This is a genomic window from Aquitalea sp. LB_tupeE, from assembly GCF_013391415.1.
Classification (GTDB): Bacteria; Pseudomonadota; Gammaproteobacteria; order Burkholderiales; family Chromobacteriaceae; genus Aquitalea.
On record NZ_JACAXB010000020.1, the window covers coordinates 52,977 to 66,642 of the forward strand.

The following is a 13,666-nucleotide window of genomic DNA, read 5'->3' on the forward strand; positions in this document are numbered from 1 at the left end:
AACACTAGTGGCTTTACTGAAGTTATTGCTCCTGTTTGGCCTGACGGCACTGGCTGAGATTACTGGCTGTTATCTGCCCTGGCTGTGGCTGAAGCAGCAGGGTTCAGCCTATTTGTTAGTGCCGGCTGCGTTTGCACTGTTGCTTTTTGTCTGGCTGCTGACCTTGCATCCGGCAGCGGCCGGGCGTGTCTATGCCGCTTATGGCGGCGTCTATGTCGTGGTGGCTGTGTTCTGGTTGTGGGTGGTCGATGGCGTGCGACCTAGCCTGTACGACCTACTGGGGGGCATGCTGGCCTTGGCGGGCATGGCCATCATCATGCTGGCACCACGGCAGTCATGAGTGTAGTGGTCATTGCAATTAAAAAACCGGGATTATCCCGGTTTTTCTGTTTGCTTTGTTCAGACCGCAGGTGGCCGGGTATCGATAAATGATTGGCGAGTGGACAACCGTTCCAGCAGGCTTGCCAGATTGGGGTGGCGTTCGCGCCAGGCTATGGCCGGAAAGCGGAAATCGAGGTAGCCCAGGCAGCAGCCGACGGCAATATCGGCCAGGCTATAGCTTTCGCCATTGCACCATTGGCGTTCTGCCAAGTCCGCAGACATGGTGGCCAGGCCGCGGTCAATCTTGCCTTGCTGGCGGGCAATCCACTCCGGCATCTGCTTGTCTGACGGGCGGCGTTGTTCCAGCACAATGGCGACTGCGGCATCGGTAATGCCATCAGCCAGTGCTTCCCAGCGGCGGGTGTTGATCAGGCGGCGGTTTTCCTGCGGCAGCAGGCGTGCAACTGGCGAGATATTGTCCAGATATTCCACGATGACCCGCGAATCGAACAGGGTGCTGCCGTCATCCAGCTCCAGCACGGGGACTTTGCCCAGTGGGTTGTAATGCGGGACCTGGCTATCCGGATTCCACGGCATATCCTCTTCCAGCGGGCAATCAATCTTCTTGTCGGCCAGTACGATACGTACCTTGCGGGCATACGGACTGGTGTAGGAGGCAATCAGTTTCATGGTGGTAGAGTGCTCGGCGGGTCGTAAAAGCGGGCTGATGAGTTCAGCCCGTTGTGTTGCTTACTGTAGCGCAAGGCTGCGGTGGCATAAAGGGTTAGTTGAGCTCAATCTTGCCATTGATGGTGAGCTGCAACTGGCTTTGGCCGGGTTGCCAGTCGGGCTGGGCAACGTCCGCTTCCTTGGCCATCGGGGCTGCCGCTGCACGCATCAGCATGGGAGGGCGGAAGGCAGGTGCTGCATTGCCAAACTCCAGCTCCTTGATGGTGATGCGGCTTTTGCCCAGGGTCTGCGCCGTGATATTGGCTTGTGACTGCATTTCGGCCAATGCAGCCGGAATCATGGCTTTTTCTGCTGCGCGACGGGCAGCGTCAGATACAGTGAACTGCACGCCTTCCAGCAGCATGGTTTTCTGTAACTGTGCCACCAGCTCGGCAGCCTGAGTCATGTCCCGGCTTTTCAGGCGGATTTCCGCGCGGCCTTGCCAGCCTTGTATCTTGCCGTTCTTGTCGTAGCTGGGCCAGCTGTTGTAGCTACCACTACTGACCTCCACCTGGGGATATTTCTTGCCCAGTGCCATACCTTGGGTAATGCCCTTGTTCAGGCGATTGGCCAGCGAGGCAGGCTGATCGCTTTTTTCCTGCAGGTAGAGTGTGGCTTGTAGCTGGTCGTTGGCGACTTCTTGCTGGGCAGAGCCTGACAAGCGTAGTTCGATGCCATCAGCCGCCTTGGCCAGGGCCGGCGTGATGAGCAGGCTCGCTGCCATCAGGGGGTGGATAAGCGTGGTCTTCATTCGGGCTCCTGCAAGAATAAGCAAAACAGGCTTTGGAGTGGGGCTGGTGTAGAAGGTTCGCATATCTGGCCGGGGAATGACTACTGAGCGCGGCTGGCTCACGCCGGTCGATGGACATCAACCGGCGTGCAGGATGAGGACTCAGCCCAATAACAGCGCGTCGTCGTCCAGCTTTTCGCCGCGCGTCTGTTCGAACATGGCCAACAGATCGGGCACATCCATGCGGCTGCGGCTGTCGCCGCTGACATCCAATACCACGCGGCCTTGGTGCAGCATGACGGTGCGATGGCCATGGTCCAGTGCCTGACGCATGGAGTGAGTCACCATCAGGGCGGTCAGCTTGTTCTCGGTTACGATGCGGTCAGTCAGCTCCAGCACGAAGGCCGCGGTTTTGGGGTCGAGCGCGGCGGTGTGTTCATCCAGCAGCAGCAGGCGGGAAGGCTGCAAGGATGCCATCAGCAAGCTGACGGCCTGGCGCTGACCACCGGAGAGCAGGCCCATGCGGTCGCCCAGGCGGTTTTCCAGACCCAGCTTGAGTGTGGACAGCTTGTCGCGGAAGGCTTCGCGATAACTGGCCTTCACTGCGCGCGACAGGCCGCGTCCCTGGCCGCGCTGCATGGCCAGTGCCAGGTTTTCTTCAATGGTGAGGCCTTCACAGGTACCGGCCAGCGGGTCCTGAAACACGCGGGCCACCAGTGCGGCACGCTGCCAGGCGGACTGACGCGTCACGTCTTGGCCATCAATGGACAGGCTGCCGCTATCCGGGCTGATGTCGCCGCTGATGGCATTCAGGAAGGTGGATTTACCAGCACCATTGCTGCCGATCACGGTGACGAACTGGCCAGACTCAATAGTGAGTGACAGGCCGCGCAGCACCGGGTTTTCCAGTGGGGTGCCGGGGTTGAATGTCTTAAACAGATTGTCGGCGCGCATCATGCGGTTTTCCCTCCTTGCTTGTTGCGCAGCTTGCCCTTGATTTTGGGCAGTACCAGCGCCAGGCCCACCAGCACGGCGGTAATCAGGTTCAGGTCTTGCGCTTGCAGGCCGATGAAGTCGGCATTCAGCGCCAGGGCGATCAGCAGACGGTACAGCAGTGCGCCCAGCACGGTGGCCAGTGTCACCAGCCAGAGTGTGCGCGGCGGCAACAGGGTTTCGCCGATGATGACGGCCGCCAGGCCAACCACGATGGTGCCGATGCCCATGGAAATGTCGGCACCGCCCTGGGTTTGCACGTAGAGCGCACCGGCCAGTGCAATCAGCGCATTGGACAGGGCCATGCCGGCCAGGGTCATGCGGTCGGTGGAAATGCCCTGGGCCCGTGCCATGCGCGGGTTGGCACCGGTGGCGCGTAGCGCGAGGCCGGTTTCGGAAGCGAAGAAGGCATCCAGTAACAGCTTGGCGATTACCACAACCACTGCCAGTACGGCAGGTTGAATCAGCCAGCCGTTGTCATTGACCGTGCTGATGAAGGGGGTGAATACGGTAGGCAGGCCGATCAGCGCGATATTGGGTGCACCCATGATGCGCAGGTTGATGGAATACAGCGCAATCATTACCAGAATACTGGCCAGCAATTGCAGGATGCCCAGACGCACATTGAGCCAGGCGGTGAGCCATCCTGCAGCAGCACCGGCAATGGCAGCGAGGCCGCAAGCCAGCCACGGGTCATGGCCACCGGCAATCAGCACGGCAGCCACCGCGCCGCCCAGCGGGAAACTGCCGTCGGCGGTAAGGTCGGGAAAGTTGAGCAGGCGGAAGGAAATCAGCACGCCCAGCGCGACTAGGGCAAAGATAAGGCCGATTTCCAGCGCGCCCATCATTGAAATCAGGGACATGAACACCTCTGTGACATGCCGGCTTGTCAGGGTAGTGGCCGGCAAGCCTGGCCTGGGTGAGGCCGGGCTGTTGAGACGGAAAAAGCCCGGATGGTGGTGAAACCATCCGGGCAGTCAGGCTGGTAAGCGCTTACTTGACGGTGTTCTGCGCTTCTTTCAGCAGGGCGGCGGACAGCGGTGCACCTTGCTTCATGGCGGCAGACGGGTTTACGGTCAGGCTCAGCTTGCTGCCTACTTCCGGCGCAATGGCACCCGGCTTTTCACCCTTCAGGATGCGAACCACGATCTTGCCGGTCTGACGGCCCATATCGTAGTAGTTCATGCCCAGTGCGGCGATGGCACCGCGCTTTACCGAGTCGGTATCGGAGGCAATCAGCGGCAGTTTGGCCTGATTGGCTACGGCCACCAGCGATTCATAGGTGGACACCACATTGTTGTCGGTGCTGCTGTAGATGGCGTCAACCTTGCCGATCAGGCTCTTGGCGGCCGGGGCCACATCCACGGTACGCGGTGCCGGGGCTTCCACCAGGCTCATGCCGCGCTTGGCCAGTTCTGCTTTCAGTTCCTTCACCACGATGGTGGAGTTGACTTCACCCGGGCTGAACACCATGCCGATGCGCTTGGCACCCGGTTTCACCTTCAGGATCAGGTCTACCTGCGGACCCAGCGGCAGCATGTCGGAAACGCCGGTTACATTGGTGCCACTGGGTTTCCAGCTGCTGACCAGCTTGGCAGCCACCGGGTCGGTGACAGCGGTGAACACGATGGGCAGGGTTTTGCTGGCGGCAACCAGTGCCTGTGCCGACGGCGTGGCAATGGCGACGGCGACGTCAGGTTTGTCGCCGACAAACTTGCGGGCGATCTGGCCGGCAGTAGCCGGGTTGCCTTGGGCGCTTTGATACTGGACCTTGACCTTGTCCTCACCAAAACCCTCGGCTTTCAGTTCGTCAGTCACTCCTTTGCGGGCGGCATCCAGCGCCGGGTGATCGACAATGGCCGTGATGGCAACCGACTTGAGTTCGGCAGCGGAAGCAGACAGGGAGAGCACGGCTGCAGCGGCAGCCAGCAGTTGGCGATGGCGTAGGGACATGACAATTCCTTGTGAGTCAGGATAGATTTTTTTGGAAAATGAATATTTCGCGCAATTTTATTCCAATGCTAAAGATTTTTCTTATTGCGCTGCGCAATAAAATGGCTGAGATTGGATATTGGAGACAGGAAGTTGCCCGATCGCCAGACAGGCGAAAAAAAAGCGGCCCGGATCACGGGCCACATGAGTGTAAGCTGGCAAATTGCCAACCATTGGATCGATCGTTCAGAGCCTGCACAATCCCTGCTGCTGCGTTACGCCTCCTTGCCGTACGCGATGTACAGTCTGCGTCAGCGTGTCTTGCCTCAGGGACGGTGCCCTATTTTGTTCCCTGTTTTTAGTCGATGTAGTCGTAACCCGGCAGAGTGAGGAATTCGACAAAGTCATCCGAGGTGGTCAGATGGTCGAACATACGGGCTGCGTCTTCGTACTGTTTGGTCCAGCGATTGCCGTATTCCGCCTTGAGTTTGGCTACTTCAGCCGCTTGCAGTTCGCGGAACAGTTCCACCGTTACCTTGCGGCCATCTTCCAGCACGCCCTTGGGGCTGCGGATCCATTGCCAGATCTGCGAGCGGGAGATTTCCGCGGTGGCAGCATCTTCCATCAGGTTGTGAATCGGTACGCAGCCGTTGCCGGAAATCCAGGAGCCCAGATACTGGATGCCCACATTGATGTTCATGGACAGGCCAGCTTCGGTGATCGGCGCTTCCGGTTGGAAGTTCAACAGGTCGGCAGCGGTGACATTCACATCCGGACGCTGCTTGGCAATCTGGTTGGGGGCATCACCCAGCACACGGCTGAAGGCTTCGTTGGCAATCGGCACCAGGCCCGGGTGGGCCACCCAGCCGCCGTCGTAGCCGTCGGTGGCATCGCGGTCCTTGTCGGCCTTCACACCACCCAGCGCCTTTTCGTTGGCGACCGGATCGTTCTTGATCGGAATCAGCGCGGCCATGCCGCCGATGGCCGGTGCATTGCGCTGGTGGCAGGTTTTCAGCAGCAGCAGGGCATAGGCACGCATGAAGGGTACGGTCATGGTGATCTGCGCACGGTTGGCCAGGCAGAAGTCGCGGTTCTGCTTGAACTTCTTGATGCAGCTGAAAATGTAGTCCCAGCGACCGGCGTTCAGGCCCGAGCTGTGTTCGCGCAGCTCATACAGGATTTCGTCCATCTCGAAGGCGGCGAGGATGGTTTCGATCAGTACCGTGGCCTTGATGGTGCCTTGCGGGATACCCAGTTCGTTCTGGGCAAACACGAACACATCGTTCCACAGGCGTGCTTCCAGATGGCCTTCCATCTTCGGCAGGTAGTAATAGGTGGCGCTGCCCACGGTTTGCAGGTAGGCAATATTGTGGAAGAAGGACAGGGCGAAGTCGAACAGCGCGCCGGAGACGATTTCACCATCCACGGTGACGTGCTTTTCCATCAGGTGCCAGCCGCGTGGACGCAGGATCAGGGTGGCAATGGTGTCGTTCAGCTTGTATTGCTTGCCATCCGGATTGGCAAAGGAAATGGTCTTGCGATAGGCATCACGGACGTTGATCTGGCCGCTGATCTGGTTTTCCCAGCTCGGACAGTTGGAGTCCTCGAAGTCGGCCATGAAGCTCTTGGCACCGGAATTCAGTGCATTGATCATCATCTTGCGGTCAACCGGCCCGGTGATTTCCACGCGGCGGTCCAGCAGGTCTTGTGGCAGCGGGGCAATTTTCCAGTCGCCGGCGCGGATGGCAGCGGTTTCCGGCAGGAAGTCCGGCAGTTTGCCGGCATCCAGTTCGGCCTGACGTACCACGCGGGCCGCAATCAGCTCGCGGCGACGTGCTTCAAACTGGCGGTGCAGTTTGGCAACAAAAGACAGTGCTTCGGTGGTGAGGATTTCTTCAAACGCCGGGGTCAGCGGGGCGAGGATTTCCACGCCTTGCGGAAGGGTGATAGCCATGTGCTTGCTCCTGAAGTAAATGCGTTTATACGGCAGAACCGCTGCCTTTGATCAACAAAATGCTGCAATGCGATGTAAGCAGTGTATCTAGCCAAACAGTAAAAAAAAATGCATAAATAGGCATAACATCTTTTACTTTTAAGTAGGCAATGAGTGAACTCAAACAGCTGGAAACCTTTGTTGCCGTAGTCAATCATGGCAGTCTGTCCGCCGCCGCACGCCAGCAAGGCGTGGTGCCGGCCATGATAGGCCGCCGGCTGGATGCACTGGAGGAGCGCTTGGGGGTCAAGCTGCTGGTGCGCACCACACGCAGCGTGACCCTGACCCAGGAAGGTGCGGCATTTTTTGAAGATTGCCAGCGCATTCTGTCCGAGCTGTCCGAGGCGGAGGCGGCGGTAGCCTCTGGCAGCGGCCGGGCGCGCGGCCATCTGCGGGTATCCGCCCCGGCCGGGTTTGGCCGACGCCATGTGGCACCACATATTGCGGCCTTCCAGCTGGCGCACCCGGATATCCGTGTGACGCTGGATCTGTCGGACCGGCTGATTGATTTGCAGCGCGAACGCATTGACTGTGCGATTCGCATTTCTGACCTGGCCGACTCTTCGCTGGTTGCCATGCGGCTGGCAGAAAACCGCCGGGTGGTGGTGGCGTCACCTGCCTATCTGGCGCGGCATGGCATTCCACATACGCTGGAAGAGCTGGCGCAGCACAACTGCCTGTCGCTGGGCGAAAGCCAAAGTCGCGGCTGGAGCTTTGAACGGGATGGCGAACTGATCAATTTGCGAGTATCAGGCCGCCAGGAATGCAATGACGGTGCGGTGCTGCATGACTGGGCCTTGCAGGGCTTGGGACTGGCCTGGCGTTCCTTGTGGGAGGTCAAGGATGACTTGTCCGAAGGGCGGCTGGTGACGGTGCTGGACCAGTTTGCTTCACCAGACTACCCGGTGTATGCCGTGGTGCCGCAGCGCCGCTTCCTGCCGGCGCGCGTGCGGCATTTCATCGAGCATCTGCGACAGATCTACACCGCTGCTGGTTACTGGGACTGAGTCATGGGCGCAGGTGGACCGGCGTCGGGCAGTCTTGTAAGGTAGCGTTTCTCATCCGGGACGCGAGTCCCGGCCAATGGCCGAGTGAAAGCCTGTGAACAAGTACAACCAGATTTATTCCGACATTGTTGCCGATATTGATAATCAGCGTTTTGGCCAGGGGGAGCGCATTCCTTCGGAAACCGAGCTGATGAGCCAGTACCAGGCCAGCCGCGGCACGGTGCGCAAAGCGGTGGACATGCTGCAGGAGCGCGGCTATGTGCAGAAAATCCATGGCAAGGGCGTGTATGTGCTCAAGCCGGGCAATATCGAATTCCAGCTGAGCGGCATTGTCAGCTTTCAGGAAATGAACGACCGCATGGGGCGGCAGGTCGTGTCGCAGGTGGCCGCTCTGGAACAGGTGCTGGCTGATGCGGCGCTGGCCCGGCAGATGGGGCTGGCGGAAGCGACGCCGCTGGTCAAGATCAAGCGGGTGCGCAATATCGATGGCGAAAATGTCATTGTCGACATCAATCATTTCGTGGCCGAGCTGGTTCCCGGCTTGGATGCCGGAGTGGCGGCAGGCTCCATTTATCACTACATCGAACAGCAGCTGGGGCTGACCATCAGTTATGCCCAGCGCATCATCGAGGCCCAGCCCTGTAATGACGATGACCGCCAGTACCTGGATCTCAATGGCATGGACCACGTCATCGTGGTGAAGAACCTGACTCATCTCTACGATGGCCGGCTGTTTGAGTACACCGAGTCGCGTCATCGGCTGGATAAGTTCTACTTTACCGACATTGCCAGACGTTAGCGTTTTTTAGAGTGATTTTGCTAGCAATTTTGGGCCCGGTACTGGTTGATCCAGGCCGGGCCCTTGTTATTGCCGCAGCCGTGTTGCGCTTTGGCCGCAGCGCTGTCCACTAAATTGACAACTCGTACATACGAGTATTGCAAGAACTCGTATGTACGAGTTTAATGCCGTCATGGTGACTGATAAACCATCAGACCAGGCAAGCGTCAGTACGGGCCTGCCCGGTCTGCCAAACAGGACGGAGACAAAATGAGCCAGAACTATTCAGCAATTGCCACTCAACTGCTTGCTGCCATCGGCGGGGCTGGCAATATCCAGCAGGCTGCCCACTGCCTGACCCGGCTGCGCATTGCCCTGCGTCACGACAGCCTGGTGCAGGTCGATGCCATACGCCAGGTCGAACTGGTCAAGGGCTGTTTCAGCAATGCCGGGGTATTTCAAATCGTGATAGGTGCCGGTGATGTTGACCGGGTTTATGCCGAACTGGTGGCTCAGGCGGGGATCGCCACCGCCACGGTCGCGCAAGTGAAGTCCAGTGGTGATCACAAGCAGAGCCGGCTGCAACAGCTGGTGAAGGTGTTTTCCGATGTGTTCATGCCGATTCTGCCGGCCATTATCGTGGCTGGCTTGCTGATGGGCCTGAACAACCTGCTGGGTGCCCGTGGCATGTTCATCGCGGATAAAACCCTGCTGCAGGCCTATCCCGGCCTGGACGGGGTATGGGGGCTGATCAATATGATGGCCAACACTTCCTTTGTGTTCTTGCCGGCGCTGGTGGGGTGGTCGGCAGCCAAGCGCTTTGGCGGCAGTGAGATCCTTGGCATCGTGCTGGGCTTGCTGCTGGTACATCCGGATTTGCTCAATGCCTGGAGCTACGGCAAGGCCGCTGCCGGGCTGGACGGTGCATCCGTGCCGTATTTTGATGTATTTGGCCTGCATATCGAAAAAGTGGGCTACCAGGGGCAGATTCTGCCGATTCTCGCCGCCAGCTGGGTAATGAGTCGTATCGAGCTGTGGCTGCGTCCGCGCGTGCCCAACGCCATCCAGCTGCTGGTGATTCCCATCGTGACCATTGTGATCAGCGGCCTGCTGGCGCTGGCAGTGATCGGCCCGCTGACGCGCCATCTGGGTATCGCCATTACCGATGCGCTGGTCTATGTGTTCAATCTGGCACCATGGATGGGCGCTTTACTGTTTGGCGCGCTGTATGCCCCGCTGGTGCTGACCGGCATGCATCACATGTTTATCGCGGTAGACCTGCAGCTGATTGCCAACCAGGGCGGCACCTTCATCTGGCCGATGATTGCGCTGTCCAATATCGCGCAGGGTAGTGCGGCGCTGGCCATGTTCTGGCTGCTCAAGTCGCCACGCGACAAGAGCATGGCTTCCACTTCGGCCATCTCGGCCTTCTTTGGCATCACCGAGCCGGCCATGTTCGGGGTGAACCTGCGCTACAAGCTGCCCTTTTATGCCGGGCTGACCGGTTCGGCCTGCGCTGCTGTGCTGATTACCCTGGGCCATGTCCGGGCGGCAGCCATCGGGGTAGGCGGCCTGCCGGCATTTATTTCCATCATTCCCACATTCATTCCACTGTTTTTGCTGGGAACACTGGTGGCGATCATCGTCCCGATCACCCTTACTCTGCTGCTGGCGCGCCGGCATGCTGTCATGGCCGGGGATGAGGTAGCACAGCATGCCTGAGAACATGAAGCAGGCCGTGGTCTACCAGATTTATCCCAAGAGTTTCAGCAGCCATCGCCAGCAGGCTACCGGCGATCTGCTGGGGGTGGTCGACCGGCTGGACTACCTGGCCTGGCTGGGTGTGGATTATCTATGGCTGACGCCGTTTTATTGCTCGCCGCAAAAGGACAATGGCTACGATGTCAGCGATTATTACCGCATTGATCCGGCCTACGGCAGCATGGCTGATTTCGAGCTGCTGCTGGCGGAGGCGCGGCGGCGTGGCATCGGCATCATGCTGGACATCGTGGTCAACCATACCTCGACCGAGCACGCCTGGTTTCGTCAGGCGCTGAAGGGGCGCGACAATTTCTACCGCGACTTCTATATCTGGCGCGACCAGCCCAATAACTGGCAGTCCAAGTTTGGTGGCTCGGCCTGGGCTTTCGAGCCGGAAAGCGGCCAGTATTATCTGCATCTGTTCGATCAGACCCAGGCCGACCTGAACTGGGAAAACCCGCAGTTGCGCCAGGCGGTGTTCGAGATGATGCGTTTTTGGGCTGACAAGGGGGTGGCAGGTTTCCGGCTGGACGTGATCAACCTGATCTCGAAAGACCCGGCTTTTTCCGAAGATGACAGCGATGGCCGCCATTTTTATACCGATGGCCCGCGCGTGCACGAATACCTGCAGCAGATGCACCGTGAAGTCTTTGCCGGGCGCGAACTGCTGACCGTAGGCGAGATGTCATCCACCTCGCTGGCGCACTGCATCGATTATTCGCGCCCGGAGCGGCGTGAGTTGTCGATGACCTTCAATTTTCATCACCTGAAAGTCGATTACCCGCAGGGGAAGAAGTGGCAGCTGGGCCGTTTCGATTTTGTCGGCCTCAAACGCATCATGTCGGACTGGCAGCAAGGCATGCATGCCGGTGGTGGCTGGAACGCTTTGTTCTGGTGCAACCATGATCAGCCGCGTGTGGTATCGCGCTTTGGTGATGAAGGCCAGTACCGGCAGGTTTCAGCCAAAATGCTGGCCACCGCCCTGCATGGCTTGCAAGGCACGCCTTATCTCTATCAGGGCGAGGAAATCGCCATGGCCAACCCTGCATTCCAGCACATTGAAGAGCTGCGCGATGTGGAAAGCCTCAATGCCTACCAGCAGCTGCTGGCCAGCGGGCTGGATCGCACACAGGCGATGGCGGTGATCCGCCAGAAATCACGTGATAACAGCCGCACGCCCATGCAATGGGACAGCAGCCGGTTTGCCGGCTTCAGCCAGACCCAGCCCTGGTTGCGGCTGGCCGATGATGCTGGCTACATCAATGTGGCCTCTGCCCTGGCCGACCCGGATTCGGTCCTGCACCACTACCGGCGCTTGATTGCCCTGCGCAAGCAATACCGGGTACTGGCTGATGGCGACTACCACTGCCTGACGCCGGAACACCCCAGCCTGTGGGTGTATACCCGGCGAAGCGCCGCAGAAATGTTGCTGGTGATCAGCCATTTCGGAGCCGAAGCGCAAAGCTACCGGCTGCCGGAGGGGGTGATTCCGGAGGGCTGGCAAGCCGAATTGCTGTTGAGCAATTACCCGGCACCGGCAGTCGGCTGGCAATGGCAACTGCGGCCCTGGCATTCGCTGTTGTACCGGCTGACACCGCCCTGATTTTCCCCCTCTGACGCTTGCCGTGCCGGTCTTGTCCGGCAGGCCGGCGTTCGTCCTGACATCGCGGACCGCCGTCCAGTGCGGCGCCGGGGGGATAGTCATGTCCGCGTTGCAGGCAGCTACTACTCAGGAGACAAGAATGAAACAACACCTCATCGCCCTGTCGCTGGCGCTCGGCTTTACCGCCGCCTCCGCTTATACCTTGGCCGAAGACGCCGTCGCACCGGGCTCTGCGCCCGCGCCTGCCGCCAGTCCGCTGGCCAGCGCCTCCGCCGCCCAACTGGCGGAAGCCATGAAGAAGGCACTGGATGACTCGGGCTTCCAGTTCGAAGGCTATCTGCGCAGCGGCTTTTATGGCGGCGGCAAGGACGAGCCGCGCGCGCAATACCAGCTGGGCGGGGATTTGCAGCATTTTCGCCTTGGCAACGAAGGCGACACCTACGGTGAATTCGGCATCGGCAAAAAATGGACTACCAGCGGCGGTGCCAGTTGGGGCGTGTACGTCATGCCCACTTTCTACAGTTACAACCCGGTGATCGGCGATAGCGGCAGCAGCAGCAAAACCAGCGCCGCCCAGTTGTATGCCTATCTGTCCGGGCTGGATTTCGCCCCGGAACTTACCTTCTGGGCCGGTCAGCGCTATCACCGCATCCAGGACATCCACATTGTGGACAACTGGCTGATGCAGGACGGCGACAACTATGGCGCAGGGGTGGATGGCATTCATCTGGGCCAGAACGCTCGCCTGAATCTGTCGGCTTCCACATCCGGCAGCTATGGAAATGACAATGCCCAGCTCAACAACGCCCGCCGCGTCAATTTCCAGCTGACGGGTATTCCGCTCAATCCGGGTGGCACGCTTACCCTCACTGGCGGCGTGATCAGCGGCGACTTCGCCATCGGCAAGGCAGGCAGTGCCTGGGGCCTGCTGCACAAGCAGCAGGATTTTTTGGTCAAGGGTCTGAACAACTCGCTGTTCCTGCAAACTTCGGACGGACACGCCTCCCTGTCTGGTGAGTTTTATAACCTCGACAACAACGGTGCAGCCCAGGCCGGCGCGCGGCAACATCGCATCGCCGAAGTGATCAACTGGCAGCTTGGCCGTTTTGGTGGGCAGGCGCTGGCGGGCTATCAGAGTGTGGCGCCGGACAATGCGCCGCATTACAAGGATTTCTCCTTGGGTGGGCGTCTGTCTTACGGCGTGGCGGCCAATGTGAAACTGTTGGCCGAAGGCGCGGTAACCGGTCGCAAGGTCGACAACGCCGACACCCAGCGGCTGGACAAGGTCACGCTTGCAGTGGCGTTCTCGCCGGACACTGCCTTTTGGAGCCGGCCGGAGTTCCGTTTGTATGTCAGTCATTTCAACTGGAACAACGCCGCGGCGGCCGCGAATCTCTCCAGCTTTGGCGTAGGCGGTCGTACTCGTGCCACCACCTACGGCGCGCAAATCGAGGCATGGTGGTAACAAAAGCTGCACCTGCTATCTGAACGGGTCTGTCCACTTTGCCAGTGGCACTGCTTGTTCTGCGGGCTGTCTGCCTTACAGCTGTTGGCCGGATGGCGGAGAGGGCCGCATCGGACTGTCCGTACAGCAGCGTTTTCGCGGAGGATGGCCTAGTCTGTTGCCGGACAGCTCTGCGGCAAGCAAAAGCTTGCCGCAGGTCAGTTTGTGGCAAAAAGACATCTGTTTGCCATTTTCTGGCCATTTTCAGTCAGATTCTGCCTGATTCATGACATTTCATGGCGTAACTGGTTTGGCATGAGCTTTCTCGCAGTCAATCATGCTGTTCCTGCATGCGCATAATGAATAATGGATACA

The 13,666-nt window shown here is 59.3% G+C and carries 12 protein-coding genes; 6 read left to right on the forward strand and 6 right to left on the reverse strand.

All coding sequences use genetic code 11. The features are described 5' to 3' along the window. The first annotated feature begins 7 nt into the window (after window positions 1-7). Window positions 8-340, forward strand: a complete 333-nt coding sequence (locus HWX34_RS11600; RefSeq protein WP_370459731.1) for a YnfA family protein — start codon at window positions 8-10, stop codon at window positions 338-340. Between the two features lie 59 nt (window positions 341-399). Here HWX34_RS11600 and HWX34_RS11605 read toward each other — a convergent pair whose 3' ends face one another. From HWX34_RS11605 to aceB, 6 genes are all read right to left on the reverse strand, one after another. Next, on the reverse strand, window positions 400-1,011 hold the full coding sequence (locus HWX34_RS11605; protein ID WP_178972387.1) for a glutathione S-transferase: 612 nt from the start codon (window positions 1,009-1,011) through the stop codon (window positions 400-402). Between the two features lie 94 nt (window positions 1,012-1,105). Next, window positions 1,106-1,801, reverse strand: coding sequence for an SIMPL domain-containing protein (locus tag HWX34_RS11610; protein ID WP_178972388.1), 696 nt, complete (start codon window positions 1,799-1,801; stop codon window positions 1,106-1,108). Window positions 1,802-1,942: 141 nt separating this feature from the next. Next, window positions 1,943-2,737, reverse strand: coding sequence for an ABC transporter ATP-binding protein (locus HWX34_RS11615; RefSeq protein WP_178972389.1), 795 nt, complete (start codon window positions 2,735-2,737; stop codon window positions 1,943-1,945). Then, entirely contained in the window at window positions 2,734-3,636 is a 903-nt protein-coding gene (locus HWX34_RS11620; RefSeq protein ID WP_178972390.1) for an ABC transporter permease, read from the reverse strand. The genes HWX34_RS11615 and HWX34_RS11620 overlap by 4 nt, the downstream gene beginning before the upstream one ends. 130 nt (window positions 3,637-3,766) lie before the next feature. Next, complete coding sequence (locus tag HWX34_RS11625; RefSeq protein WP_178972391.1) at window positions 3,767-4,726, reverse strand: ABC transporter substrate-binding protein; 960 nt, start codon at window positions 4,724-4,726, stop codon at window positions 3,767-3,769. Window positions 4,727-5,063: 337 nt separating this feature from the next. Continuing rightward, window positions 5,064-6,659 carry a malate synthase A gene (aceB, locus tag HWX34_RS11630; protein WP_178972392.1) on the reverse strand — a complete coding sequence of 532 codons (1,596 nt, stop codon included), beginning with the start codon at window positions 6,657-6,659 and terminating at the stop codon, window positions 5,064-5,066. 149 nt (window positions 6,660-6,808) lie between these two features. On the opposite strand from aceB, the gene HWX34_RS11635 reads away from it, so the two are divergent. From HWX34_RS11635 to HWX34_RS11655, 5 genes are all read left to right on the forward strand, one after another. After that, the gene (locus tag HWX34_RS11635; RefSeq protein ID WP_178972393.1) at window positions 6,809-7,705 is read left to right on the forward strand and encodes a LysR family transcriptional regulator; all 897 of its coding nucleotides are present in this window, start codon (window positions 6,809-6,811) and stop codon (window positions 7,703-7,705) included. A 94-nt stretch (window positions 7,706-7,799) separates the two neighbouring features. Next, window positions 7,800-8,504, forward strand: coding sequence for a trehalose operon repressor (treR, locus tag HWX34_RS11640; RefSeq protein WP_178972394.1), 705 nt, complete (start codon window positions 7,800-7,802; stop codon window positions 8,502-8,504). Window positions 8,505-8,753: 249 nt separating this feature from the next. Then, window positions 8,754-10,205 carry a PTS system trehalose-specific EIIBC component gene (gene treP / locus HWX34_RS11645; protein ID WP_178972395.1) on the forward strand — a complete coding sequence of 484 codons (1,452 nt, stop codon included), beginning with the start codon at window positions 8,754-8,756 and terminating at the stop codon, window positions 10,203-10,205. Then, window positions 10,198-11,847 (forward strand): alpha,alpha-phosphotrehalase, encoded by a 1,650-nt coding sequence (treC, locus tag HWX34_RS11650; RefSeq protein WP_178972396.1) that lies wholly within the window; start codon window positions 10,198-10,200, stop codon window positions 11,845-11,847. Before treP ends, treC begins: the two co-directional genes overlap by 8 nt. 139 nt (window positions 11,848-11,986) lie before the next feature. Continuing rightward, window positions 11,987-13,312, forward strand: coding sequence for a carbohydrate porin (locus HWX34_RS11655; protein WP_178972397.1), 1,326 nt, complete (start codon window positions 11,987-11,989; stop codon window positions 13,310-13,312). The last annotated feature ends 354 nt before the right edge of the window (window positions 13,313-13,666 follow it).

What these genes read in the sequence shown, in the direction of transcription:
- treC (WP_178972396.1), top strand. Translation starts at nt 10,198, where the DNA reads ATGCCTGAGAACATGAAGCAGGCCGTGGTCTACCAGATTTATCCCAAG.
- HWX34_RS11655 (WP_178972397.1), top strand. Translation starts at nt 11,987, where the DNA reads ATGAAACAACACCTCATCGCCCTGTCGCTGGCGCTCGGCTTTACCGCC.
- HWX34_RS11610 (WP_178972388.1), bottom strand. Translation starts at nt 1,801, where the DNA reads ATGAAGACCACGCTTATCCACCCCCTGATGGCAGCGAGCCTGCTCATC.
- HWX34_RS11615 (WP_178972389.1), bottom strand. Translation starts at nt 2,737, where the DNA reads ATGATGCGCGCCGACAATCTGTTTAAGACATTCAACCCCGGCACCCCA.
- HWX34_RS11605 (WP_178972387.1), bottom strand. Translation starts at nt 1,011, where the DNA reads ATGAAACTGATTGCCTCCTACACCAGTCCGTATGCCCGCAAGGTACGT.
- aceB (WP_178972392.1), bottom strand. Translation starts at nt 6,659, where the DNA reads ATGGCTATCACCCTTCCGCAAGGCGTGGAAATCCTCGCCCCGCTGACC.
- HWX34_RS11635 (WP_178972393.1), top strand. Translation starts at nt 6,809, where the DNA reads ATGAGTGAACTCAAACAGCTGGAAACCTTTGTTGCCGTAGTCAATCAT.
- treP (WP_178972395.1), top strand. Translation starts at nt 8,754, where the DNA reads ATGAGCCAGAACTATTCAGCAATTGCCACTCAACTGCTTGCTGCCATC.
- HWX34_RS11620 (WP_178972390.1), bottom strand. Translation starts at nt 3,636, where the DNA reads ATGTCCCTGATTTCAATGATGGGCGCGCTGGAAATCGGCCTTATCTTT.
- HWX34_RS11625 (WP_178972391.1), bottom strand. Translation starts at nt 4,726, where the DNA reads ATGTCCCTACGCCATCGCCAACTGCTGGCTGCCGCTGCAGCCGTGCTC.